The sequence below is a fragment of the Pseudomonas sp. YNh genome (assembly GCF_037993085.1).
In the GTDB taxonomy this organism is placed as follows: domain Bacteria; phylum Pseudomonadota; class Gammaproteobacteria; order Pseudomonadales; family Pseudomonadaceae; genus Aquipseudomonas; species Aquipseudomonas putida.
Window position 1 is genome coordinate 184,553 of record NZ_JBBMRJ010000005.1, and the last position, 25,322, is coordinate 209,874.

Consider the following 25,322-nt stretch of genomic DNA (forward strand, 5'->3'; position numbering starts at 1 on the left):
TGGCGCGGGGCAGGCGACTTAGTCTGGCTTCTTTTCATGAAGAGGCCCCCAGCCATGGACACCACTGTGCCGTCAGATGCGCAGGCCGCCATCGATGCTTTCCAGGACGGCATCATCGGCAGGCGCCTGCCGCCCTGGTTGCGTCATGCACCGGCTGAGCAACTGCCTGAGATCGGCAAGGCATTGGCAAACAGCCTTCGCTGCTGTGAGCACGTGAAGGCGGTGCTGCGAGGTATCGAGGGCCTCGACAGTTTCGTCGCATCAGCCTTGGGGAAGGCCCTCGACGAGCGTTACGGGCTTGGCCGTAACCCGTACTTGCTCAGGTTTCTGGAGGGCCGCCGGGAGCCTGTGATCAACAGTCAGCCGGTAGGCACGCACCTGACTGACGTGGTGTATGAAGAAAAGCCGCTGCTCGAAGTGGCATTGCGCAACTTCACGGCCGCGCAGGCGCAGGAAGGTGGTCAGCCGCGCGGTAACCGCCTGCTGCTTCCACGCCATGGCACGGTCAAACCCCCTACGAGCATCGAATTTGCCGGACTGTGTCGTGAGCTGGACCTGGGTGAGCGCTATCAACGTCATCTGGATGCCGTCCTCTCGCCCACTGGCAGTGCCGAGCGCCTGGTATCACAGCTTGTAGATGCCACGCGCTACACCATGCTTGTGGACGCCTACAAAGCCAGGCAGGAGGGAACGCTGGATGCCAGCGAACTCAATGTGATGGTGGCTGTGTGCGAGAAGGGCGAGCTGCCGCGCCTGGCGGGCGACCTTGTGCAGGCCAGGCGACTGAAATTGCTGGGTTGCCGGATTGAGCAGGTGACAGTGTTCGTAGTGGTCGAGCAGGGCGTCCTGTTCAACACGACGCGTCGGGTGTTGCTTTACGTGCCTGGAGACCCTTTTTCGCCCTGGCGCGCGTTCGAGAGCATCGACAAACTGAACCGCGAACTGGGCCGTCGCTTGCGAGACAAGGCTTACCAGCGTTTTTTCAGCCGCTTCGTGCTGCGGCGCGATAGCCAGGCTTTTTTCGCCCAGGTCGCGGAGCGCTTCGATGACCTGCCGGGCTGGGCTTTTCGCGATCTCGAACCGCACTTGCAGGCTTACCCGCAGCCATTGTTCATCAGCCTGGCACAGGCACGTATCCACCAGATCAAGGAAGATGCGGCGATGATCGCGGTCCCTGTGGCCAGACTGGATCGTGAGGTTCAGCGCCAGCATGACCTGCGCCTTGAAGCCGAAGGGTGGGCGCTGCTCAACCTGGCCAGTTTCTTCCTGCCTGGGCTTGGCCTGGCGCTGCTGGCCGTGACGGCCTGCGAACTACTGGGTGAGGTCTACCATGGCGCCGAGGCCTGGCAGGAAGGCGATCGTCAGGAGGCGCTCGAACATTTGACCCACGTGGCGACAGACCTTGCCGTGCTGGCGACCACGGTAGCCGGGGTTGGTGTCGCTCGACGGGTTTGGGCACGCTCTGCGCAGGTCGATGCCATGGTGCCGGCTCGGCTGGAGGACGGCACCGAGAAACTCTGGCAACACGACTTGACCCCGTTTCAAAGCCAGGCCCCCGTTGCGGCCTCGAGCCGGGATGCCTTGGGTATTCGGCGCCAGGACGGGCAGGCCTGGGTCGAAATGGACGGGCATCACTATCGCGTGGCAGAGGCGGGTGATGATCAATGGCAGTTGTATCCGGTCGACGGCCACGGGCCGTTGCTGCGCCACAATGGCGCAGGTGCCTGGCGGTTGTGGAGCGAGCAACCGGCCCGGTGGACCGACAAATACCGCATGTTCCGGCGTTTGGGTGAACCCTTCAATGGGCTGAATGACGAACAGATCGATCAGGTTCTGCTGTTCCATGGCCTTGATGGCGATGACGTGCGTGGCCTGCATGTACACGCCCAGGCACCGAGCCCCGGGATGATCGACAGTGTGGAGCGGGTCAGGCTTGATCAACGCATCCGCAGCATGATTGGCCGCCTGCGCAACGGCGAGCCGGTAGAAGATGCAACAGTGCTCGATCACGCTCGGCACTTGCCAGGCGCGAGTGGCCTGACAGATCAGGCACTGGCCGCGCTGGCATGGACGCAGCGCCGAACACTGCTGCAGCACCTTTTCGAAGCCTTGCAGCCCAGCGACACCCCTGGCAGCGCGGCGCTGCGCCGGGTCTTCCCGGGGCTGAGCGCGCGCACTGCGCAAGCATTGGTACAGGCCGCCAGCAGCGTGGATCGCATGCGGCTGCAGTCCAGCGCAAGGGTTGCCCTGGGGTTGGCCGAGGCGGCAAGGGGCAGTGTGCTGGCTACCCGCCAGGCTCGGGTATTTGAGGCGTTGTACCTTGATACGCCGCAGCATGCAGACCTGGCACGGGTGACGTTGGGCTTGCTGCGGTATGTACCCGGTGGCGAACAAGGTGTGTGCTGGCGTCTGTATGAAGGTGGCCTGGGCGGGCCGATACTGGCGAAGACCGAGCAAGGGCAGCGGGCGTTCGATCTGGTCCACCTGAACGGTACGTTTCAACTGCATGGCAGCCAGGGCACGGCGCTGGGTGAGGCAGGTGAGTTGTTCGAAGTCATCGCGCCAGCCTATACCGAAGCGCAGAGGGAGGCGATGGGGATCGGCGATCCCTTTGCGCACAACCTCAGGGTGATAGTGGCGCGCGAAGCGGCACGCCATCGTGATGAGATCAGTCGTTTGCTTGGCGCGGTACGCCCCGGTGCTGTCCGAGGGCCCATGCGCTTGGCCGATGGACGTATTGGCTACCCACTGGGGGGCGGCGGAGTAGGTGGTTTTGCATCAAGGGGGCGTGCCCTGAGGGCGACGCTGCGCGATCTCTTTCCGTGGTTGAGTGATGAGCAGGTCGAGACCTTCGCCGATGACGCCAGGCGTTCCGGGCATCAGATTGAACAAGTACTGGCTGACCTTCGCAATGAGTTCGCGGTGCTCCGCATCACACTGAATACCTGGGTGGCACGAGGGCAGGGCGATGTCAGGGAAGATCGAGAGGCTTTACGCCAGACGTTGTTCAATTGCTGGCGGCGGTCGGTGGGCGTGGGGGAACTGCAAATCAGTGCACAGGAAAACCTCCACGTCATGTTCTGCAATTTCAGATCGAGTGGCTTGCCTAACATACCCGCACAGGTCAGTTTCAGAGGTGTGACCAGCCTGTCGCTGCTGCACCTTGACCTTCTGGAGGTGCCCAGCAGCTTATTGCTGGCTTTCCCTAACCTGCAAACCCTCGATCTGGGAGGGAACCTGTTGACGCGCCTTCCGCAGCCGTTGCTCCAGATAGCGCAGCTGCGGCATCTGAGCCTGACCAACAACCGCATCGTCCTGAACACTGCACAGACCGCCACATTGGCCAGTTGCACGAGCCTGCAGTCTCTCGACCTTTCCCATAACCCCCTGGGGAGGCGGTTCACGTTGGCGGGTTTGGCTGAATTGCGTTGGCTGAGCTTGCGCGACACGCAGATCTCGCAGTTTCCACTGGGCGTGTTCGACAACGCTCAGTTGGTATCCGTTGACTTGCGGGATAACCGGATCAGGCACATTCCAGAGGGTTTCTACCAGTTGCCCCTGTGGCATAGGCGGCGGTTTCGCTTGAATGCGAACCCTTTGGGCGAGGCCCAGACGTTACGCTTGCAAGCTTCGTTAAGTAGCGACGATCCTGCCCTCGACGAGGAGCAAGTGCTTCTGCGGCTGCAGCACGCGCGTGAAGTCTGGGGGGATAGTGTGGCCCCGGAGCATCGCGGCTTGATGCTTGCTGCCTGGGACTCGCTGGATTCAGGGCAGGACGCCGAGCGTTTTTTCCGTGTGCTTCGCCAGTTGTTGCTGTCAGAAGACTTTCGTGTCAATCCGCGTGCACTGGGCAATCGGGTAATGGGGGTATTACAAGCGATGGCCATTACGCCGGAGCTTCGGCAGAACTTGCTGTCCGTGGCCAATGATGAGTGGGGGTGCCAGGATGGTGCAACCTGGTGCTTGAGCAACCTTGAACTGAATTTGCTGGTTTGGCAGGTTGAGCACGCGGCCAAGGGAGGAAGCGAACGCGCTTTGCTAGACCTGGGCAGACGTTTATGGCGCCAGGATGCAGTCGACATGTTCGCTACCCGATGGGCGTTACAGCATGGCAGGACGCTGGAAGGAAGCGAGGTGGGGTTGGCTTTCAGGGTCGGGCTGAGGGAGCGTCTCGACCTGCCATTGCAGGTGGGCGAAATGAGCTTTCTTGCGATCTCGGGCGTCCTGGATGCGGACCTTGCAGAAGCAGAGGCTGCGGTGCGGGATGCAGAAACGCCGGAAGAGATTGCCCGCTCCATGGTCGACCGTGAATTCTGGCAGGCGCACCTGGAGCGTGCCCATCCTGAGCGATTCGCTGCGGTCGACCTGCCGTTCAGAAGGCAGCTTGAAACCGTGCTTGACGACGAAGCGCTGACCGAAGGGGCCATGATCGACCAGGCGGATGCCATTCGTGATGCTCAGCGCGCTGCCCGCAGAGGGCTGATGCTGGATATGACGATTCACGCGATGGAAGTCGGCCCCAAGGGGCCAGCGATCGATGTGCGTTGACCTGCGCTCAGATCAAGGGCTGCCTGGCCCTGCCAAAGCGGCTTTGGGCTATGCTCAATCGTGCTGACAGTGGTTTGTAGCAGCGCCGTAGTCTTGGCTTCAGGTGGCTCGGAAATCGACAGTTACTTTTGCACACCCCGTTCTGGAATGAAGTGGTTTAGGCTCCCTGTCGGATTTTTCTCCGTGATCTGTAGTCATTGGTATATCGAGACAATAAGGAGATACGCATGCTTGTCCGGTCACTGACCCTCGCAACCTTGCTTGCTGTTGCCGGCCCCCTGTTTGCCGCAGACAGTGATGCGCCTCTAGCCAAGGAACTGGGCAAGGCCAGACCATTGGTGGTTATCGCTCCCAGCAGTGCCGACCCAACGTTGCGAGGGCTGAACAAGGCGCTCGAGGACCCGGCCACCCAGGCTGCGTTCAAGGAGCGCAACCTTGTCCTGTACAGCGTCGCCAACATGATGGGCAAGCGAGAGGACAAGAACCTCGAGCAGCAGACCACAATGGCCCTCATTCGGGAACTGAAGCTGGGTGCGAGCAAGGGGACCAAGGTGATTCTGGTGGGCAAGGACGGTGAGCGGCACATGCTCAAGGACGACGACACCGGCGAGGCCATCGACCCACAGGTGATCCTCAAAGCGGTCGATGAACTGCCTGCCAGCGAAAAGGCGGTGGCGGCGCCCGAGCCCGTAGCCGCGGCCCCGCAAGCCAAGGACAAGGACAGCAAGCCGGCCAAGCCTGCCAAGCCCGCCAAGCCAGCGGCCCCGCCCAAACCGCTGGAAGACTGATCACGCCTCAGGGCCCCAAGGCACCTTGGGGCCCGTCGCCGGGTGGTGTGTATCGCACTGTATCTGCCTGTGCTGCAGACCTACTGCCATACAAAAGTGCGCCTGCCACGATACATCCACGACAAACCGCAACGGCCTAATGGCTCCACTTTCCAACCCCAGTGGAGCTGCATCATGACTCAAGCAAAAAACACCCTCGGCCTGCTCGGCGCCGCCCTGATCGGCAGCATGGCATTGAGCAACAGTGCGTTCGCCGTCGAGCCGCTGGCTCAAGGTTACCAACTGGCCTCGGCCAAAGTGGCCGGCGAGGGCAAGTGTGGTGAAGGCAAGTGCGGGGGGAGCGGCAAGGCTTCCCAAAGCGAAGGCAAGTGCGGTGAAGGTAAATGCGGCGCCGGCGCCAAGGCCGGGGCTGAGGGCAAGTGTGGTGAAGGCAAGTGCGGTGACGCCTCGTTCGCCAAAACCGACAGCAATCACGATGGCAAGGTCTCGCGCGATGAGTTTCTGGCGGTGGCCAAGGACCGTGCCCGTGAGTTCGACACGATCGACCGCAACCATGACGGCTTCATCTCCGAGCAGGAAGCAGCGGATCACCTCAAGGCAATTTATCAGGCCAATGGCAAAGCCATGCCTGATGGGTTGTTCAGCCACCTGACCGGCAAGCCCTGACTTTCTACCCCATGAGACGCCACAACGCTCCTCCTGCTGGCCAGGTGGGGCGTTGTGCTGGTTGGAGAACTTTTATGTTTCCTGCGATGTTGAACATCGGGTTAGGCTTGCGTCGTGGCCTGTTGCCGGAACTGCTGGCCATGGAGGCGGGTGCAGTGGACTTTCTCGAGTGTGCGCCGGAAAACTGGATTGCCGTGGGCGGTGCCTATGGCAAGGGCTTGGCCCAGTTGGCGGAGCGCTTTGCTGTCACCTGTCATGGGTTGTCTTTATCGCTGGGTGGCAGTGCGCCGCTGGACCGCCATTTCCTTGAGCAGACCCGGCAGTTTCTTGATCGGTACCAGGTGCGGCTGTACAGCGAGCACCTGAGCTACTGCAGTGATGACGGGCACCTGTACGACCTGATGCCCATCCCGTTCACCGATGAAGCCGTACACCATGTGGCCGCGCGCATACGTCAGGCTCAGGAGCAGCTGGAGCGGCGCATTGCCGTGGAGAACATCAGCTACTACGCCGCGCCGTATCAGGCGATGAGCGAACTCGACTTCATCCGGGCGGTGCTCGAAGAAGCGGATTGTGACCTGCTGCTGGACGTCAACAATGTTTATGTCAACGCCTGCAACCATGGCTACGACGCCCAGCAATTCCTTGCAGGCTTGCCCCCGGCGCGAGTGACCGGGATGCACGTTGCCGGGCATTACGATGAAGCGCCGGACCTCAAAGTGGATACCCACGGGGCAGCCGTGAAGGAGGATGTCTGGGCCCTGTACGCCAGCGCTTGCGTGCGCTTTGGTGTAAAGCCGACGGTGCTTGAACGTGATTTCAACTACCCGCCCTTGGCCGAACTGTTGGCCGAGACGGCGCGTATGCGTGCTGTGCAATGCGCTGCCGGAGGGCAAGAAGATGAATGAGACCCTGCGTGCGCAGCAGTATGCCTTGGCCCGTCACCTGCGCGACCCACAACGCCATGCCCCGCCGCCCGGCGTCGAAGCCCGGCGCCTGAAGGTTTACCGTGAATTGTTCTATGGTGCCATCGAAGGGTTGCTGGCTGGCAGCTTCCCGGTCATGCGCCAGGTGTTGGGCGAGCAGCGCTGGCACGCCCGAGTACGTGATTTCTACGCCAGTTACCGTTGCCAGACGCCGTTGTTTACCGAAATTGCCGAGACGTTCGTCGACTACTTGCAACGTGTAGCGCTGGACGCCCCTTGGCAGCTGGAGCTGGCGCACTATGAGTGGGTCGAGGCGCAACTGTACCTGAGCGATGCCGAGGACCCGGCGCATGACCCGGGTGGTGACCTGTTGGCGGGAGAGCCGTTGTTGTCTTGTGTGGCGCGGGTGCTGGCCTATCGTTGGCCGGTGGAAAGCATTGGCGTGGACTACCAGCCAACGGCTGCCCCTGCATCGCCGAGCTTGCTGCTGGTTTATCGCGATGCCCGGTTGCAGGTGCGTTTTGCCCGGTTGGCACCTATGGCGTATCGGTTGCTGATGGAGCAGGGGACTGGAAGAGAGCGGCTGCAGGCATTGGGAGGGGATGTGCAGCAAGGGTTGGTATTGTTGGAGGCATTGCGCGAGCAGGGCGTCATTGTCGGAACAGTTTGAAGGCATTGGGGGCTGCTCAGCAGCCCCCGACCCTCATCTGCCGAACCGCATGCCAAGCCAATGATCGAGGCTAAGGCGCCCGGCGCCCTTGAGCAGCAGGGGTAGCAACGCCACCAGGTAGATCAATGGCAACTTGTAATTGCCGAAGCCCTGGTCGGTAATGGCATAGCCTTGGGCCAGCTCCGCCAGGCCCGACCAGTGCGCCGGCCAGTGCACTGCCGCTATCGCTACAACGGTTACCACCATCAAACCCAACGATGCCAGCCGGGTACCCAGGCCCAACAGCAGCAGCAACGGCAGCACCAACTCGGCCCACATCGACAGCTGCCAGTTCAACTCCGCGGGCAGCAGGTTGAAGGGGAACGGGAAGCTGGACTGCAGGTCGGCGAACCAGTTGCTGCCGTTGAATTTCTCCAGACCGGATTCGAAAAACTCCCAGGCCAGAAATACCCGTAATGGCACGTCGGCACTCCAGCTACCGAGGCGATCAACGGTGGTCAGGCCGGCGAGGGCGGTGGACAGCTTCCAGTCGGAGGGCAAGGTGAAGGCTTTCATCAGGGACTCCCGGGGTGTGGTTGTGTGACCGGGAGTGTGTCGAGGCGGGGTATCTGCAGTGTGTCAGGGGGATGCAGTTGTGTATCTGTTTGTAGAGGCGACCTCGCGTTTTAAAGGAACGGCCCGATCCAGATCCAAGGCCGTTCCTGGCAACGATCGCAGATGCACTTCAGGAGAGTTCGATCTGCGCGCACAATCCGCCCTGTTCGCGGTTGCTCAGGGTCAGCCGCCCCCCCATGGCCTGGATCAACTGGTGGGCAATGGCCAGTCCCAGGCCGGTGCCACCCGTGCTGCGATTGCGTGAACCTTCAACACGGTAAAACGGCTTGAGCACTTCATCCAGCTCGTCACCGGGTATCCCCGGCCCGTTGTCGAGCACGCGGATTATGGTGGTACTGCCCTCGCGTGATACTTGCAGCTCGGCAGCACCTGCAAACTTCAGGGCGTTGTCGACCAGGTTCACCAGTACCCGGCGCAGCGCATGCGGGCGGGTCTCCAGCAGGGCACCGCTGCTGCCGTGGCGTTCAACCTGGGCGCCGCTGTCCTGGTAGTCGAATACCAGGCTGTCGAGAAAGGCATCAAGGTTGACCCGGCAGGTCGCTTCGGTGCTGCTGTCCATGCTGCGGGCGTAAGCCACGCCTTCGCGCACCAGGTGTTCCATTTCATCCAGGTCGCTTCCGAACTTGTCCTTTTCGACCCCCTCATCCATCACTTCGACCCGCAACTTCATGCGAGTGATCGGTGTTTGCAGGTCGTGGGAAATGGCTGCCAGCAACTGCATGCGTTCCTTGAGGTGGGCAGCAATGCGCGCCTGCAGGGCGTTGAAGGCCACGGCAGCGTAACGCACCTCGCGTGGCCCGCTTTCATCCAGTTGCACGCCGGGTTGGTCCGGGTCGAGGTTGTCCACTGCCTGGGCCAGTCGGGTGAGCGGGCCGATGGCCAGGTGTACCGCCAGCCAGGTACACAGCATCAGCACAGCCAGCTGAATCAGCAGCACCACGGGCAACCAACGGGCTACCGGCACCGGTGCGGGTGTCACGTCGATGGTCAGGGGGGCGCCGTCGGCCAGGTTCAGGTGCGCCTGGAAGTGCGCATTGGGCCCCGGAATTTCCTGGAAGGTCAGGCGGTAGTCGCTGCCAATGGCCTTGACGATCGACGCGGCGGCCATCGGTGGGTCACTGCTGGCCATCGCTTCGCCTGCCAGGCCCTGGTCAAGGCGGTAGCGGTAGGTGCGCCGTTCCAGGCGTGGCAGCCAGGCGGCACGCTCGGCTGCAGGCAGGCGATCAAGGATGGCAACCGAAGTCGCCACGTCCTGTTCGAGGTTGCTGAGCATCATCGAGCGGCTGCTGATATAGCGCTCGTAGGCCTGCAGGCCGAACGACAGACCATAAGCCAACACCAGGCCGGTGAAAAAGATCATCGCCAGACGCGAGGCCAGGGTGCGCGGCCATTTCATGAGGGGGACTCGAGCAATTGCACCGGCAGCGAAAACACGTAGCCCTCGCTGCGCACGGTCTTGATGCAGCTGGGCTCGCGGGCGTCGTCGCCCAGGCGCTGGCGCAGGCGGCTGACCAGCAGGTCGATGGAGCGGTCAAAGAGGTCGGCCTCGCGGCCTTGTGTCAGGTTGAGCAACTGTTCGCGGCTGAGCACCCGCTGCGGGTGGTCAAGAAACACCCGCAACAGGCGGTACTCGGCGCCGCTCAGGGCTACAAGGGTGCCGTCGTTGTCGAGCAGGTGGCGTGCGGTGGTGTCCAGCCGCCATTGGCCGAAGCGCAGCAGGCGGCTGCTTTCGCTGATGGTGAGGTTGGGTGGCAGCATGCGCGTGCGGCGCAGCACGGCATTGATACGGGCCAGCAGTTCGCGGGCAGAGAACGGCTTGGTCAGGTAATCGTCGGCGCCCATTTCCAGGCCGATGATGCGGTCGGTTTCATCGTTGCGGGCCGTCAGCATCAACACGGGGGTGTTACGGTGCTTGCCGGCGCGCAATTCGCGGCACAGCAGCAGGCCGTCGTCGCCAGGCATCATGATGTCGAGCACGATCAGGTCGACGCTGTTGGCTTCGAGAAAGGCGCGCATCTGCCGGCCGTCGGCGACGATGCTGGTGCGCAGGCCGTTCTTCTTGAGGTAGTTGCCGACCAGTTCGCGGATTTCGCGGTCGTCGTCGACGATCAGGATGTGATCGACGTGTTCCATGCGCAGCGTTCCTGTTCGAGTGGGGTTGGCGCAGTGTACCCGGCGCGTTTGCGCTTGCCTGCGGGGTTTGTATTGCAGTGTATCTGGCAGGGACATATGACCCCGCATGCGGTGGTTTGGGTGGCTCGGGCAGCCAGCGAAACGGTGAGCATGGACCGCCGGGCCGATATAAACCGGGTTTTACTCCGGTTTAGCGCCTGAATGCAGCACAGCGCGTACAATGGCGCCTCGGGTAACTGTATTTCAGTGGCTCATTACCGAGTAGCCTGCATGTCCCAGACATACCCCAGCCCAGCCCATAGAGCCCACGACCGCCTCTGCGAGCAGATCGAAGCGTTCCTCCAGCAAGGCGGCCATATCCAGCAAGTAGCACGCGGTGTCAGCGGCTCCCCGGATGGCGTATCCAAACTTCAGTGGCATAAAGCGCGTACCGCCAAGCCGTGATGGCCAAGCATCCGCAAACGCCTGAGCCGATTGTATCCCTTTGTACAAGCTGGGCGCTCTTCGTGGGCGCCTTCTTTGTTTCAACTACCTGCTTGCAAAGGCTTTTGTAGGATTTCACGAGGTTTGGCCGACAGGCGTGCAGCTACAGGAGGACGCACAGCACAGCGTTGAGCGACACAGACGGGATACATGGCAGGCGTCAAATGGCTCTCGACCGGGGAAAACACGCCCCACAGCCAAGCGTTACACAGGAGAGATGCCATGAACGTGAAGACTTTCGCCAGCGCCAGCCTGTTTGCCATGCTCAGCTTCGGCGCCATTGCGGCCCAGGCTGCCGCCATGCCGACGCAGAATACAGGTGCAATGCAGTACCACTACGGTGAGCATCTGGATGTAAAGAAAGTGCTGTCGGTGCAGGATGACCAGAGCAACGCCTGCGGCCTGGTGAACACCCGCATGGACTACCTCGACTCCCACGGCCGCCCGCAGAGCGTGGAGTACCGCAGCTACGCCACTGGCGGTTGCCATGACAATTGATGGCCGCTTGATGTTGAAGGTGGGGGGCATTGCGTTGGCGCTGAGTGGGCTGGGTTTGGCCGGGCACCTGATGGCCCGTGACAGTTATGGCGCCATGCCGTCGCTGTCGGGGGCCAGCCAGTGGATCAACTCGCCCCCGCTGGATGGGCCAGCGCTGAAGGGGAAGGTGGTGCTGGTGGACTTCTGGACCTGGGACTGCATCAACTGCCAGCGCAGCCTGCCGCATGTGAACGACTGGGCGCGGCGTTATGCCGATCAAGGGCTGGTGGTGGTGGGCGTGCATACGCCGGAGTACGCCTACGAGCACGATGTGGGCACCCTGCGAAACAAGGTGGCAGGGCTGGGTATCGGTTACCCGGTGGCGGTGGACAACGACCATAAGGTGTGGAATGCCTGGGGCAACCAGGTCTGGCCGGCGCATTACTTTGTCGACCGCAAGGGGCAGGTGCGCCATGTGCACTTTGGCGAGGGGGATTATGGCGGGCAGGAACAAGTGATAAAGGCGTTGCTGGATGAGCGCGGGTGATTCGCCTGTATCGGCCTCTTCGAGGTGGCGAACCGCCGCGAAGAAGCCAACACTTTTCTATCAGGTGAAACTGGCAAAGTGCGCCTGCATCCGCGCCGCATCCGCCTGGCGCCCGCTGAACAGCTCGAACGCCTTTACCGCTTGGAACACCGCCATGTTGCTGCCATCCAGCGTGCGGCAACCCAAAGCCCGAGCCGCACGCAGCAGTTCGGTCTCCAGCGGGAAGTAGATGATTTCCGCAACCCATAATCCCGCATGCAGCAGCTCGACCGGCAGCGGTGTGCCTGGCAGCTTGGCCATGCCGACCGGCGTGGTGTTGACCAGCCCGTCCGCCTCGGCCACGGCTGCGGCCAGGTTGGTGCCGAGCACGGCACGGCCAGCGCCGAAATGGCCATTCAGGTTGTCTACCAACGCCTGCGCGCGGGCCGCATCCACTTCGAACAGCACCAATTGCTCGACCCCTTCACCCAGCAGGGCGTGGGCCACGGCCGAACCGGCGCCACCGGCACCCATCTGTACCACCTGGCGTCGAGCCACGTCGGGCAGGCCGCGGCGCAAGCCTTCGGCAAAGCCCAGGCAGTCGGTGTTATGGCCGACGCGCTTGCCGTCCTTCAGTACCACGGTATTCACTGCGCCGATGCCACGGGCTTCGTCCGACAGTTCGTCGAGCAGTGGCAGGATCGACTGTTTGAATGGGTAAGTGATGTTCAGCCCGGTGAAGCCTGTGTGTTGCGCGGCGTCGAGCAGGCCCGGCAGGGCGCTGTCCTCCAGTTGCAGCTGGTCGGCATCAATCAGCCGGTACAGGTAGCGCAGGGCCTGGGCGTCGCCTTCGTGTTCGTGCAGTGCAGGGGTGCGCGACAGCTGGATGCCGCGGCCGATCAGGCCGGCGAGGATGGCGTGCTGGCTCATGCCGTGCGCTCCTGGAACATTTCGGCAAAGTGGCTGAGGGCCATGCGGTAGCCATGGCTGCCCAGACCGCAGATCACGCCGACGGCAATGGACGATACGAATGACAGGTGGCGGAACGGCTCGCGCTTGTGCACGTTGGACAAGTGCACTTCGATGACTGGCACTTCGCTGGCCACCAAGGCGTCGCGGATGGCCACCGAGGTGTGGGTCCAGGCGCCGGGGTTGATCACGATACCGGCGCAACGGCCGCGGGCGGCGTGGATCCAGTCGATCAGTTCGCCTTCGTGGTTGGTTTGGCGGAATTCGATTTCCAGGCCGTTTGCATGGGCAGTATCGGCACAACTCTGGGCCAGGTCAGCAAGGGTTTCGCGGCCGTATTGGGCAGGCTCGCGGGTACCCAGCATGTTCAGGTTGGGGCCGTTGAGCACGAGAATAAGGGGCTTCATGACGAGCATCGCTTTGTTGTTGTTGGATGCTTCTAGTTTTGTACCGACTGGTTAGTTTAGTCAATTGGACTAAACCGCTGCATCGGGAAAGTGGGCGATTATCGAACCCTCAGCATGTACATACCCCTGTAGGCGCAGCCTTGTGCTGCGAAGGGGCCGGTACTGTCACTGCAGATGTAATGGCATTGCCGGCCTCTTCGCAGCACAAGGCTGCTCCTGCAAAGAGAAATGCAGCTGGATTACAGAATTGTAATTTTCCCGCCACCACCTCGATAACCACGGCTTCCTACAGTGCTTCGCCTACACGCGTCGACGAGGAATCTGTTCGTGCCCATCCCCCGCAAGATCGCCTTGCTCTGCCTGGTGCTGGCCAGTGCCAGCAGTGCCCAGGCCAGTCAGAGCCTGAGCCTGCCCCAGGCGCTCGCCGCCGCCTTTGCGCAAAACCCGGAGCTGGCCGCAGCCGGCCGGGAAATCGGCATTGCCGACGGCGAGCGGCGTCAGGCCGGGTTGACCCCCAACCCAGAGCTCTCCTGGGAGGTCGAGGACACTCGCCGCGACACCAGCACCACCACCGTCACCCTCAGCCAGCCGCTGGAACTGGGCGGCAAGCGCGGCGCACGGATTGCCGTGGCCGGTACCGGCCAGGCCATTGCCCAGCTTGGCCTGGAACGCCAGCGCAATGGCCTGCGTGCCGATGTGGTGCAGGCGTTTCACGCCGCCTTGCGCGCGCAGACTGCGCTGGAGCTGGCGCAGCAATCACAGGCATTGACCGAGCGCGGGCTGCGCGTGGTACAGGGACGGGTGACCGCTGGCCAGTCCTCGCCTGTGGAGGCCACCCGCGCCCAGGTGCAACTGGCCCAGGCCCAGGCTGAAGTGCGCCGCGCGCAGACCCAGCGCAGTGTGGCCTACCAGGCTCTGGCACGCCTGACCGGTAGCCCGCTGGCAAGCTTCGACCTGTTGCAGGCCGCTAACCTTTCGCCTGGCGTGGCGCCCAGTGCCGACGCCTTGCTCGACCGTGTCGAGCAAACGGTCGAATGGCGTCTGGCTGCTGCCCAGGTCGAGCGCGGCGACGCGTCGCTGGGGTCGGAAAAGGCTCAGCGTATTCCCAACCTCACCGTCAGCCTCGGTAGCCAGTACAGCCGCGAGGACCGCGAGCGCGTGAATGTAGTTGGCCTGTCCATGCCATTGCCACTGTTCGACCGCAACCAGGGCAACGTGCTGGCGGCTGCACGCCGTGCCGACCAGGCGCGTGACTTGCGTAACGCCGTGGAGCTGCGCCTGCGTAGCGAAACCCGCAGCGCCGTCAGCCAGTGGCACACGGCGATGCAGGAGGTGGATGCCTACGACCGCACCATCCTGCCCTCTGCGCAACAGGCCGTGGACACCGCCACCCGTGGTTTTGAAATGGGCAAGTTCGCGTTCCTCGATGTACTCGACGCCCAGCGCACGCTGATCGAGGCCCGCGGGCTGTACCTGGAAGCTTTGGCTGCGGCGACCGACGCGCGGGCGCAGGTCGAGCGGATCTATGGCGACCTCGATGACCTGAGCACCCCCTTGAACAGCAGGAGCAACAATGACTAACCCACGCAAAGTAGCCCTTCTGGTCGCCGCCATCGCCGCGCTCGGCCTGGGCGGGCTGGCCTGGACCGGCAACCTCGGCCAGGCGTCGAATGCGCAGGCCCGGCACGACGACCATGGCGAAGACAGCCACGGCCATGGTTCCGAGAAGGCGGCCGAAGGCCATGCCGAGGAAGGGCACGGCGAAGAAGAGGGCCAGTTGCACCTGTCCATCGCCCAGATCGAGGCCGCCGGCGTGCAGCTGGCTGCCGCCAGCCCTCGTGAGTTGGGCACCGCCTTCAGCTTCCCGGGGGAAATCCGCTTCGACGAAGACCGCACTGCTCACGTGGTGCCGCGTGTACCCGGCGTGGTCGAGGTGGTGCAAGCCGAACTGGGCCAGGCGGTGAAGCGCGGCCAGGTACTGGCGGTGATCGCCAGCCAGCAGATTTCCGACCTGCGCAGCGAGCAACAGGCCGCCCAGCGCCGCCTTGAGCTGGCGCGCCTGACCTTCCAGCGCGAACAGCAGCTGTGGCAGGAACGCATCAGCGCCGAGCAGGATTACCTCCAGGCCCGCCAGGTACTGCAGGAGGCCGAGATTGCCTTGGCCAACGCCCGGCAGAAGGTCGCCGCCGTAGGCCCGGCCGGCGCTGGCAACCGCTATGAGCTGCGCGCACCGTTCGATGCAGTCGTGGTGGAAAAGCACCTGACTGTGGGCGAGGTGGTCGACGAGACCAGCAACGCGTTTACCTTGTCTGACCTGAGCCGGGTCTGGGCCACCTTCGCCGTGGCCCCGCGTGACCTGGACAAGGTGGTGACCGGCCGCAATGTCACGGTCAGCGCACCGGACCTGGGCGCTCAGGTCGAAGGCAAGGTCAACTACGTCGGCAGCCTGCTCGGCGAGCAGAACCGCGCCGCCACGGTCCGCGCCACCCTGGCCAACCCCAACGGCGCCTGGCGCCCCGGGCTGTTCGTCAATATCGCGGTCAGCGTCGAGCGCTTCAATGCCGCCGTTGTGGTGCCGGAGAGCGCCCTGCAAACCTGGGAAGAACAGACTGTTGTGTTTGCCCGCACCGAGGAAGGCTTCGAAGCCCGCCCGGTGAAGGCCGGCCGCCGCGACGCCGGCCATGTGGAAATTACCAGCGGCCTGGCGGCCGGTACCCAGGTGGCCGCCGCCGGCAGCTTTGTCCTCAAGTCGGAACTGGGCAAGGGCTCGGCCGAGCATAGCCATTGATCACGGGGACACCTGCATGTTCGAACGCCTGATCCAATTTGCCATCGAGCAGCGCCTGGTGGTGATGCTGGCCGTGGTCCTGATGGCCGCGGTGGGTATCCACAGCTACCAGAAACTGCCGATCGACGCTGTACCGGACATCACCAACGTCCAGGTGCAGATCAACACCGCCGCGCCTGGCTACTCGCCGCTGGAGACCGAGCAGCGCATCACCTTCGCCATCGAGACCGCCATGGCCGGCCTGCCAGGGCTGAAGCAGACCCGCTCGCTGTCGCGTTCGGGCCTGTCGCAGGTCACGGTGATTTTCGATGACGGCACCGACCTGTTCTTCGCCCGCCAGTTGGTCAACGAGCGCCTGCAAGTGGCCCGTGAGCAATTGCCCGAAGGCATAGAAGCGGGCATGGGGCCGATCTCCACCGGGCTGGGCGAAATCTTCCTGTGGACCGTGGAGGCCGAACAGGGCGCACTCAAGGAGGATGGCACCCCGTACACCCTGACCGACCTGCGGGTGATCCAGGACTGGATCATCAAGCCGCAGTTGCGCAATGTGCCGGGGGTGGCCGAAGTGAACAGCATCGGTGGCCATGCCAAGCAGTACCTGATTGCACCGGAGCCCAAGCGGCTGGCGGCCTACAAGCTCACCCTCAACGACCTGATCGCGGCCCTGGAGCGTAACAACGGTAACGTTGGCGCCGGTTACATCGAACGCAATGGCGAGCAGTTGCTGATCCGGGCACCGGGCCAGGTGACCTCGGCCGAAGACATCGCCAATATCGTCATTTCCAGTGTTGATGGCACGCCGATTCGCGTCAGCCATGTGGCCGAGGTTGGCCTGGGCGAAGAACTGCGCTCAGGCGCGGCCACCGAAAACGGTCGGGAAGTGGTGCTGGGCACGGTATTCATGCTGGTTGGCGAGAACAGCCGCACAGTGTCCCAGGCCGTTGCCGCCAAACTGGTCGAGATCAACCGCAACCTGCCCAAGGGTGTGGTAGCGGTGACCGTGTATGACCGCACCAACCTGGTGGAAAAAGCCATCGCCACAGTGAAGAAGAACCTGATCGAAGGCGCGATTCTGGTCATCGCCGTGCTGTTCCTGTTCCTGGGCAACATCCGCGCCGCACTGATCACCGCCATGGTCATCCCGCTGTCGATGCTGTTCACCTTCACCGGCATGTTCAGCAACAAGGTCAGCGCCAACCTGATGAGCCTGGGGGCACTGGACTTTGGCATCATCGTCGACGGCGCCGTGGTTATCGTGGAAAACGCCATCCGCCGCCTGGCCCATGCACAGCAACGCCACGGCCGCATGCTGACCCGCAGCGAGCGCTTCCATGAAGTGTTCGCCGCCGCCCGCGAGGCGCGTCGGCCACTGATCTACGGGCAGTTGATCATCATGGTGGTGTACCTGCCGATCTTTGCCCTGACCGGGGTCGAGGGCAAGATGTTCCACCCCATGGCCTTTACCGTGGTCATGGCCCTGCTCGGCGCCATGATCCTTTCGGTCACGTTCGTGCCGGCGGCCATCGCCCTGTTCGTCACCGGCAAGGTCAAGGAGGAGGAAGGCCTGGTGATGCGCACGGCGCGTCAGCGCTATGCCCCGGTGCTGGCCTGGGTGCTGGGCCGGCGCAAGCTGGCGTTCGCCGCCGCGGCTAGCTTGGTGGTGCTGTCCGGGGTCATGGCCAGCCGCATGGGCAGCGAGTTCATCCCCAGCCTCAGCGAGGGCGACTTTGCCTTGCAGGCCCTGCGCGTACCGGGTACCAGCCTGTCGCAGTCGGTCGACATGCAGCAGCGCCTGGAGCAGGCGATCACCGCCCAGGTGCCGGAAGTGGAGCGGGTGTTCGCCCGTACCGGTACTGCCGAGATCGCCTCCGACCCGATGCCACCGAACATCTCCGACGCCTATGTGATGTTGCGCCCGCGCGAGCAGTGGGTAGACCCCGGCAAGCCGCGTGACGAACTGATCGCCGAGGTACAACGTGCTGCCGCCAGCGTGCCGGGCAGCAACCACGAGCTGTCGCAGCCGATCCAGTTGCGCTTCAACGAGCTGATTTCCGGGGTGCGCAGCGATGTGGCGGTGAAGTTGTTCGGTGATGACATGGATGTGCTCAACCGCACCGCCGCGCAGATCGCCAGCAGCCTGCAGGGGGTAGCGGGTGCGTCCGAGGTGAAGGTCGAGCAGACCAGCGGCCTGCCGGTGCTGACCATCGACATCGACCGCGACAAGGCGGCTCGCCATGGCCTGAACGTGGGCGACGTGCAGGACGCCATCGCCATTGCCGTGGGTGGCCGCACCGCGGGCACGCTGTATGAAGGTGACCGGCGCTTCGACATGGTGGTGCGCTTGCCGGAAACCTTGCGCACGGATGTGGACGGGCTTTCCAGCCTGCTGATTCCGGTACCGGCCAGTGCTGCAGTGGGCGCTGCGCAAATCGGCTTTATCCCGCTGTCCCAGGTGGCCACGTTGAACCTGCAACTGGGGCCTAACCAGGTCAGCCGCGAGGATGGCAAGCGGGTGGTGGTGGTCAGTGCCAACGTACGTGGGCGTGACCTGGGCTCGTTTGTGGCGGATGCCGAGCAGACTCTGATCCAGCAGGTGCAGATTCCGCCGGGTTACTGGACACGCTGGGGTGGCCAGTTCGAACAGCTGCAATCAGCAACCGAGCGCCTGCAGGTGGTGGTGCCGGTGGCCCTGCTGCTGGTCATGGCGCTGTTGCTGATGATGTTCAACAACCTCAGGGACGGCCTGCTGGTGTTCACCGGGATTCCGTTTGCCCTGACTGGCGGGGTGCTGGCGCTGTGGCTGCGGGATATTCCGTTGTCCATTTCAGCGGGCGTGGGGTTCATTGCCTTGTCGGGAGTGGCGGTGCTGAACGGGCTGGTGATGATCGCCTTTATCCGTAGCCTGCGCGAAGAAGGGCGCCCGTTGCGGGTGGCGGTGGAGGAGGGCGCGCTGACGCGCTTGCGGCCGGTGCTGATGACGGCGCTGGTGGCTTCGCTGGGGTTCATTCCCATGGCCTTGGCGACCGGGACCGGGGCTGAGGTGCAGCGGCCGTTGGCGACGGTGGTGATCGGCGGGATCTTGTCTTCTACCGCGTTGACGTTGCTGGTGTTGCCGGCGTTGTATCAGTGGGCGTATCGGCGCGAGGAGCAGCAGGAGGGCTGAGAGTTTGGGGCCGCTGTGCGGCCCATCGCGACACAAGGCCGCTCCCACAGGATTGCACATTTACCTGTGGGAGCGGCCTTGTGTCGCGATGGGCTGCAAAGCAGCCCCAAGATATCAAACGGTACTACGAGCTCCAGGCTGCACGCGGTCCACTCCCACCTCATCATGCAACGAAATCCGCGAAGTCTCCGGCAACGCCAACCCGCCCACCAACGCCACCAGCGCAATCACCACCAGGTAAAACGCCGGTGCCAGGCTGCTGCCGGTCTGCCCGATCAGCCAGGTCGCCACCAGCGGCGCGGTACCGCCAAAAAGGGTATAGGCCACGTTGTAGGTAATCGCCGAAGCGGTATAGCGGGTGCGGGTGGGGAAGCTCTCCGACAGCAACGCTGCGGTCACCACGCCACTGCACAAGGCCCCTACCGCCAGCAGGATCACCCCCAGCAGTGCGCCGGACATCGAGCCCGAGCTGGCCAGCCAGTACGCCGGGAACACGCACAGCATCACCCACAGGCAGGTAAAGCCAATGGTCTTGCGCCGCCCCACCCGGTCCGAGAATGCCCCGGCCAGCGGGCAGCCGACAGCGGCGAACAGCAGCGCCACGGTGGTTACCAGCAGCGACTGCGCGCGGGTCAGGTTGCCCACCAGTTGCAGGTAGGTGGCGAAGTAGGTGGTGAACATATAGAACGACAGCGCGGTCAGCGAGATGAAAGCCCCCAGGTTGCGAATGACCCGGCCATGGTGACGCAGGGTGTGTTTGAGCGGCGAATGCTCATGCTCCTTGCCTTGGGCGAGGGCTTCGCGAAATGCCGGTGTTTCCTCCATGCGCCAGCGCAGGTACAGGCCAACCAACCCCAGCGGTGCGGCGATCAGGAACGGAACGCGCCAGCCCCAGGCATTCATCGCCTCGGCCGACAGGCTGGCTTCCAGCCCATAGGCGATCACCGCGGCGCAGGCGAAGGCGGAAAAGGTCGAGACCGGCACGAAGCTGCCGTAGAAGGCACGCCTGTGGTTGGGCGCGTGCTCCATCAGGTAGGCGCAGGCCCCCGCGTACTCGCCACCGGCAGAAAACCCCTGCAGGCAGCGCGCCAGGGTCAGCAGCACGGGGGCTGCCAGGCCGATGCTGGCGTAGGTCGGCAGCAGGCCGATCAGGGTGGTGGAGCCGGCCATCAAGAGGATGGTCAGCGACAGGATGCGCTTGCGCCCCAGGCGGTCTCCCAGCGCCCCGAACACGATGCCGCCCAGCGGGCGAAGGGCGAAGGCCACGGCGAACACCGCAAACGTCTTGAGCAAAGCCACGCTGGCGTCTTCGCTGGCAAAGAACTGGCTGGCGATCAGGGTGGCGAGAAAACCATACACGGCGAAGTCGAACCATTCGACGAAATTGCCGATGGCCGAGGCGGCGATCACCCTGCGCAGGGTGGCGGGGGATACCTCATGAGGTGCGGACATGCGGGTGCTCTCCGGTTCCATTGGCAGCCATGATGAAAGTGGCACGGTCGGGCCGCGCCATCATTGTTGTGCTTGCCAGTAGATAACCGGGCGCAGGCCGGTGCTTTGTCGAGGGCGACCTCGGGATACCTGATTCAACCGCTGTTGCGGGTTACAGCCGGCCCACCTTCCAGGGGGCGTATTCCATTTCACTGTAACCCTTGGCCCGGCCGTGCTCGTCGGCGCTGAAGCCTGGTAGCTTGCTCAGGTCCAGCCCCATGCAGCGGCTGTTGACTTCGGCCTGCAGCTTGCCATCGAGACGAAAGTCATCCGGCCGGTTCGGGTGGGGATAGATCTGCACCAGGCAGCCTTGGACCTTGCCCTGCGCATTCGCATCATAGTAGAGCGAGGCCCTGCCGATGCTGTCTACCGGCAGGTCGCGGAACAGGCGCTGCCAGAAAAATTCACGTTGTGCATTGGCCTTGCGCCGCGCCGTTTCAGGCGCCTGGGCCGCAGCGGGCAGCACCACGAACAGGGGCGCACGTACTTCCACCGTGCCGTCTTCGTCGCGCAGCGACTTGGGCACCACGGGGTAGATGGTCTTCCAGCATTGCGCCTCGACTACGCTGGCCAACGCCTTGAAGTCCGAGCGGGGCAGATCGGCAGGCAGCACGGTTTCATACTTGATCGGTGCCTTGCTGGCTTTGCAACTGACGGGCGCGGAATGCTGGTCGAGTTTGACATCCAGCATGACCACGCCGATCTGCTTGTCTGTGTCTGCTGTCGCGATGCCCAGCTTCAGGGCTTGTTGCATGTCGCTGACGAATGTCTGGCGCGCCTGCTTGTCCGCCTCGGAGGCAGGCCGGCTTTGGCAACCTGCCAAGGCGATGAGTGCGGTAGCCACGAGTGCCGGAGACAACGATCTGAACACAGAAACTTCCTTGATGTGATTGAGCCGGCCTTCATGCCGGTGGTAATGAGAACGAATATTATCACTCAAAATGATTGAGGGTTTTGTGTGCTTTTCGTGTAGGAAAGGTATGGTTTTGCGGTATCGGCGCCATGGCCGATACCGCCCTTCACATCAGAAGCGCATGTCCAGCGCCAGCTCGAAAGTGCGCGGCGGCCCCATGTAGTACTGGCTGTTGTAGGCCTGCTTGGCATATACCTCATCGGTCAGGTTGCGCACCCGCCCGGTCAGCGTGGTGTGTTCATCCAGCCGGTAGCGGGCGAACGCGCCGAACAGGGTGTAGGCCGGGGCCTTGAGGCTGTTGGCGTTGTCGGCATACACCGAGCCCACGTAGCGCCCGTCCGCGCCCACCGACCATGCCGGCGACAGGCTGTAGGTCAGCCACAGGTTGGCGACGTTGGCCGGCACGTTGGTCGGTGCATTGCCCTTGCGTGAAACCGATATGCCGTTGACCGCCTCGTTGAACTCATCGTACTGCGCATCGACATAGGCATAGTTGGCCTCGGCCAGCAGTTTCGGCGTTACCTGCAAGCGCCCGGACAGTTCGACGCCGCGTGAGGTCTGCTGCCCGGCCTGGACTGTTAGGTTGGCGTCGTTCGAGTCGCGCACGGCAAAGTCCTTGCGCACGATCTGGTACAGCGCCAGCGTGGCCGCACCGCGCCCGTCGAGGAAGTCGAACTTGCTGCCCACTTCCCACTGCTCGCCCTTGGACAGGTCGAACAGCCCGACGTTGGAGTAGGTCGCCGCTGCCAGCGAACCGGCCGGTAAATCGGCCGAAGAGCTGTACTGCACGTACACGCTGGCCGAAGGTGTCAACGCATAGGTCAGGCCGATGCGCCCGGACAGCGGTTCCCAGCGTCGTTCGAAATAGGCCGGCGAGGTGGGCGTTACCGCGCCGTAGTTGGTCACTTCCATGTCCAGGTAGTCGTAGCGCAGGGCGGTCAGCAGGGCCAGGCGCTCGGTCAGCTGCAAGCGGTTTTCGGCGAACACTGCGCGGTTGATGACCTCGTGGTGGCGTTGCTTGGTCAGGCCGGCATTCACCCCGGGGATGTCATCGAAGCTGCCGGGGGCGAACTGCTCGGCGTCGACCACGTCGCTCCAGCTGCTGGAGGTGGGGTAGAGGGTCTGGCGCATGCGCGAGTACTCCAGCCCCAGCGACCATTGGCTGGCCAGGCCGAGCAACTGGTTATCGTGGCGCAGCTCGATGCGGTCGCCCAGCAGGTTCTGGTCGTGGCGCTGCAGGTAAGGGCTGCTGCGCTGCACCTGGCCATCGCTGGTATAGGCGTAGCGTTCAAGGTTGCGGTAATCGCGCTGGGCGTTGTAGTGGTACAGGGTGTTCTGCACGCTGGTGCTGTCGCTGATCTGGTAGTCGAGGATCGAGCGTAGCCAGCGCACCCGTTGCTCATAGCGGCCGTCGGCTACGTTGTAGTTTTCGAAGCGGCGGCTGTTGTCGATCTTCATCGTGCTGCGCCCGGGCAGGATCGGTGAGCCCCAGTAGGGGCTGTCTTCGCGGTCTTCCTGATACTCCAGCGCCAGGGTGTGGGTGAGGTTGGGTGCCAGGTCGCTTAGCAGCGAAAAGGCCAGGCTGTCGTTGTGCCGTTCGTTGCGGTCGACGAAGCCGTTACCATGCCCGCGGCTGAAGTCCAGACGCGCGAAATGGTGGGCATCGGCGGGGTTGCTGGCCAGCGCCTGGTTGATACCGAACGCCACCTCGCTGTCGTCGAAACTGCCATAGCGGATACGCCCGTCAATGATCTGCTGGTCGCGGCTGGCGAGCTTGGTGATGTAGTTGATCGAGCCGCCCACTGCGCCTGCGCCATGCAGAAACGAAGACGGCCCTCCAATCAGCTCGACGCGGTCGAGTACCCAGGCGTCCACTGGCCGGGTGGCGCTGCTGTAGCCCAGGTTGATGCCGTTGTACAACTGGGTGACCTGGTTCTGGGTAAAGCCGCGATAGGCGACGAAGCCGCCAAAGCCCGGGTTGGCGGAGGCGTTGACGCCGGTCATGGCGTTGACCACGTCCTGGCTGTCTTTGGCGCCGCGTTCTTCGATCAGGCGGCGGTCCGAGACGCTGACCGAGGCGGGCGTTTCCCGCGCGGTCAGGCCAAGGCGCGAACCGGTCCGGATCGGCTCGTCCAGCTGCACGCCGCTGGCGGCGTCGCGTTCGCCGTCGATGGTGGTGGCGCCGAGTTCGACAGGGGCGGTTTCAGCGCAGGCAAAGCTGCAGGTGCCCATGAGGAGCACCAGGGAGGTCTTGCGAAGCATGTTTGTGTGTCTTCCACGCAAAGGTCATGACTGACGGCGAACGCGCGCAAAGGCGCGCCCGGCTGAAGTCAGGCGAAATGAAGTACGGCTGCGGGGGAGACTGTGGGGGAGGCGCGGGGGTTGAGGGCGGGGCGTTGGTAGCGCGGCGGCGGTTGTGCCCAGCTGCGCACGACGATGGGCGAGGTGGCCACGACTTGCGCCGGGGTGAACGACCAGCCACCGCTGCTGAGCGGTACGGCCAGGCCAAACGAGGAGCACACCGGGCAGTCGAGCTGGGCCATGTGCTGGTCACCGCCGGCACCGTCCAGGTCGATGGCCACGCCGTGTTCGCTGTTGACCGAGCAGAAGCCGCCTTCCAGGCCGGCCAGGCGCAGGCCACCCATCTGACCGTGGTGCAGGCCGCACAGCAACAGGCTGAACAGGACGCTGGCGTAGAGCGTCCATGCAGTCAGCGTGCGAGTGTGCCGGGTGGTTTTCATGGCGGCGAATCTACCATCCGGATGAACGGTCGGGTAGTGCTTTTACTGCAAGTTTTTGGGGGCAGTCCAGGCAACCGCGATCTCCTGTGGGAGCGGCCTTGTGTCGCGATAGGGGCGCAGAGCGCCCCCAGGGTCTATCAGGCCGCCCGCTCCAGCACATCCAGCAAATCGACAAACTCCAGCGCCAGCTTGTGCCGAGGCGCCAGGTGCACCAACGGCACTGACGCCTGGTGCGATTCACGCATCTTGATCGAATTGCTCAGGTACACCGGCAGCACCGGCAGGCCTTCGCTGCGCAACTGGTCGACCAGGGTCTGGTGCAGGGCGGTGCGCCCGGCGAACTGGTTGACCACCACACCTTCTACCTGCAACGCCGGGTTGTGGTCCTGGCGCAGTTCCTCGACCTCGGCCATGACACTGTGCAGGGCCTGACGCGAGAAGCTGTCGCAGTCGAACGGGATCAGCAGGCGCTCTGCCGCAACAAGCGCGCTGAAGGTGTAGAAATTGAGCGCCGGCGGGGTGTCGATGTAGATCCGCTCGTAATCCTCGCCCAGTTCCACCAGCAACTTGCGCAGCTTGTTGATCTTGAACTTGCTCTCCAGCTTGCTTTGCAGGTCGCTGAGGTCGGGGCTGGCGGTGACCAGGTGCAGGTTGCTGTAGCGGGTTTCGGTGATCGCCACCCGGTGCTTCTTGCCGGCCGCCGTGACCGGTGACAGGGTCTGGCGGAAGAAATCGGCGATGCCGGCAGGAATGGCGTCGTTGACCAGGCCGGTCAGGTAGTAAGTGGCATTGGCCTGCGGGTCGAGGTCGACCAGCAAGGTCCGATACCCCTCGGCGGCACTGGCAGCGGCGAGGTTGCAGGCGATGCTGGACTTGCCGACGCCACCTTTCTGATTGAAAACCACACGACGCATGAGACGCTCATCCATGAAATGAAAATGTCAGGTTGTGGTCAATCCTATGACCGGAACAAGACAGTTTTATGACAAAGATTGTTACAACAATCACTTTGATCGTT

The 25,322-nt window shown here is 63.3% G+C and carries 21 protein-coding genes; 11 read left to right on the forward strand and 10 right to left on the reverse strand.

Going from position 1 to position 25,322, the window contains the following annotated elements:
* The first annotated feature begins 54 nt into the window (after positions 1-54).
* The 5 genes from WF331_RS06670 to WF331_RS06690 all read left to right on the forward strand — a co-directional run bounded on the left by WF331_RS06670 (position 55) and on the right by WF331_RS06690 (position 7,598).
* Positions 55-4,548 carry an NEL-type E3 ubiquitin ligase domain-containing protein gene (locus tag WF331_RS06670; protein ID WP_284398146.1) on the forward strand — a complete coding sequence of 1,498 codons (4,494 nt, stop codon included), beginning with the start codon at positions 55-57 and terminating at the stop codon, positions 4,546-4,548.
* A 227-nt stretch (positions 4,549-4,775) separates the two neighbouring features.
* Positions 4,776-5,336, forward strand: a complete 561-nt coding sequence (locus WF331_RS06675; RefSeq protein ID WP_016500470.1) for a DUF4174 domain-containing protein — start codon at positions 4,776-4,778, stop codon at positions 5,334-5,336.
* 174 nt (positions 5,337-5,510) lie between these two features.
* Positions 5,511-6,002 (forward strand): HvfA family oxazolone/thioamide-modified RiPP metallophore, encoded by a 492-nt coding sequence (locus tag WF331_RS06680; protein ID WP_041167788.1) that lies wholly within the window; start codon positions 5,511-5,513, stop codon positions 6,000-6,002.
* A gap of 74 nt (positions 6,003-6,076) precedes the next feature.
* Positions 6,077-6,910 carry an HvfB family MNIO-type RiPP peptide maturase gene (locus tag WF331_RS06685; RefSeq protein WP_156858901.1) on the forward strand — a complete coding sequence of 278 codons (834 nt, stop codon included), beginning with the start codon at positions 6,077-6,079 and terminating at the stop codon, positions 6,908-6,910.
* Complete coding sequence (locus tag WF331_RS06690) at positions 6,903-7,598, forward strand: HvfC family RiPP maturation protein (protein ID WP_041168093.1); 696 nt, start codon at positions 6,903-6,905, stop codon at positions 7,596-7,598. Before WF331_RS06685 ends, WF331_RS06690 begins: the two co-directional genes overlap by 8 nt.
* Before the next feature lie 33 nt (positions 7,599-7,631).
* Here WF331_RS06690 and WF331_RS06695 read toward each other — a convergent pair whose 3' ends face one another.
* The 3 genes from WF331_RS06695 to WF331_RS06705 form a co-directional block, all read right to left on the reverse strand.
* Complete coding sequence (locus WF331_RS06695; protein ID WP_016500466.1) at positions 7,632-8,153, reverse strand: HvfX family Cu-binding RiPP maturation protein; 522 nt, start codon at positions 8,151-8,153, stop codon at positions 7,632-7,634.
* Positions 8,154-8,322: 169 nt separating this feature from the next.
* On the reverse strand, positions 8,323-9,609 hold the full coding sequence (locus tag WF331_RS06700; protein WP_016500465.1) for a sensor histidine kinase: 1,287 nt from the start codon (positions 9,607-9,609) through the stop codon (positions 8,323-8,325).
* Positions 9,606-10,346: a response regulator gene (locus tag WF331_RS06705; protein ID WP_016500464.1), complete on the reverse strand. Its 741-nt coding sequence runs from the start codon at positions 10,344-10,346 to the stop codon at positions 9,606-9,608. The genes WF331_RS06700 and WF331_RS06705 overlap by 4 nt, the downstream gene beginning before the upstream one ends.
* 270 nt (positions 10,347-10,616) lie before the next feature.
* On the opposite strand from WF331_RS06705, the gene WF331_RS06710 reads away from it, so the two are divergent.
* The 3 genes from WF331_RS06710 to WF331_RS06720 all read left to right on the forward strand — a co-directional run bounded on the left by WF331_RS06710 (position 10,617) and on the right by WF331_RS06720 (position 11,853).
* Positions 10,617-10,790, forward strand: coding sequence for a hypothetical protein (locus WF331_RS06710; protein ID WP_162838442.1), 174 nt, complete (start codon positions 10,617-10,619; stop codon positions 10,788-10,790).
* A 261-nt stretch (positions 10,791-11,051) separates the two neighbouring features.
* Positions 11,052-11,327 (forward strand): DUF2790 domain-containing protein, encoded by a 276-nt coding sequence (locus WF331_RS06715; protein ID WP_340622751.1) that lies wholly within the window; start codon positions 11,052-11,054, stop codon positions 11,325-11,327.
* 10 nt (positions 11,328-11,337) lie between these two features.
* Positions 11,338-11,853 carry a thioredoxin family protein gene (locus WF331_RS06720; RefSeq protein ID WP_284398162.1) on the forward strand — a complete coding sequence of 172 codons (516 nt, stop codon included), beginning with the start codon at positions 11,338-11,340 and terminating at the stop codon, positions 11,851-11,853.
* A 60-nt stretch (positions 11,854-11,913) separates the two neighbouring features.
* Here the strand turns inward: WF331_RS06720 and WF331_RS06725 are convergent, their stop codons facing one another.
* Both WF331_RS06725 and aroQ read right to left on the reverse strand, forming a co-directional pair.
* Entirely contained in the window at positions 11,914-12,762 is an 849-nt protein-coding gene (locus WF331_RS06725) for a shikimate dehydrogenase (RefSeq protein ID WP_284398139.1), read from the reverse strand.
* The gene (gene aroQ, locus WF331_RS06730) at positions 12,759-13,208 is read right to left on the reverse strand and encodes a type II 3-dehydroquinate dehydratase (protein ID WP_049275278.1); all 450 of its coding nucleotides are present in this window, start codon (positions 13,206-13,208) and stop codon (positions 12,759-12,761) included. The genes WF331_RS06725 and aroQ overlap by 4 nt, the downstream gene beginning before the upstream one ends.
* Before the next feature lie 327 nt (positions 13,209-13,535).
* Between aroQ and WF331_RS06735 the strand changes: the two genes are divergently transcribed.
* The 3 genes from WF331_RS06735 to WF331_RS06745 are packed head-to-tail and all read left to right on the forward strand — an operon-like array spanning position 13,536 to position 19,159.
* On the forward strand, positions 13,536-14,789 hold the full coding sequence (locus tag WF331_RS06735; RefSeq protein WP_284398137.1) for a TolC family protein: 1,254 nt from the start codon (positions 13,536-13,538) through the stop codon (positions 14,787-14,789).
* Positions 14,782-15,996 (forward strand): efflux RND transporter periplasmic adaptor subunit, encoded by a 1,215-nt coding sequence (locus WF331_RS06740; RefSeq protein ID WP_284398134.1) that lies wholly within the window; start codon positions 14,782-14,784, stop codon positions 15,994-15,996. The genes WF331_RS06735 and WF331_RS06740 overlap by 8 nt, the downstream gene beginning before the upstream one ends.
* A 16-nt stretch (positions 15,997-16,012) precedes the next feature.
* A complete protein-coding gene (locus WF331_RS06745) occupies positions 16,013-19,159 on the forward strand; it encodes an efflux RND transporter permease subunit (protein ID WP_284398131.1) in 3,147 nt (1,048 codons plus the stop codon).
* 114 nt (positions 19,160-19,273) lie between these two features.
* Here the strand turns inward: WF331_RS06745 and WF331_RS06750 are convergent, their stop codons facing one another.
* The 5 genes from WF331_RS06750 to WF331_RS06770 all read right to left on the reverse strand — a co-directional run bounded on the left by WF331_RS06750 (position 19,274) and on the right by WF331_RS06770 (position 25,218).
* Positions 19,274-20,611 carry an MFS transporter gene (locus WF331_RS06750; protein WP_284398128.1) on the reverse strand — a complete coding sequence of 446 codons (1,338 nt, stop codon included), beginning with the start codon at positions 20,609-20,611 and terminating at the stop codon, positions 19,274-19,276.
* A 151-nt stretch (positions 20,612-20,762) separates the two neighbouring features.
* Positions 20,763-21,521, reverse strand: coding sequence for a hypothetical protein (locus tag WF331_RS06755; protein ID WP_016500454.1), 759 nt, complete (start codon positions 21,519-21,521; stop codon positions 20,763-20,765).
* 153 nt (positions 21,522-21,674) lie between these two features.
* A complete protein-coding gene (locus WF331_RS06760) occupies positions 21,675-23,825 on the reverse strand; it encodes a TonB-dependent receptor (protein ID WP_016500453.1) in 2,151 nt (716 codons plus the stop codon).
* Positions 23,826-23,893: 68 nt separating this feature from the next.
* Entirely contained in the window at positions 23,894-24,304 is a 411-nt protein-coding gene (locus WF331_RS06765; protein ID WP_049275285.1) for a DUF2946 family protein, read from the reverse strand.
* 137 nt (positions 24,305-24,441) lie between these two features.
* The gene (locus WF331_RS06770) at positions 24,442-25,218 is read right to left on the reverse strand and encodes a ParA family protein (protein WP_016500451.1); all 777 of its coding nucleotides are present in this window, start codon (positions 25,216-25,218) and stop codon (positions 24,442-24,444) included.
* Positions 25,219-25,322 lie beyond the last annotated feature (104 nt).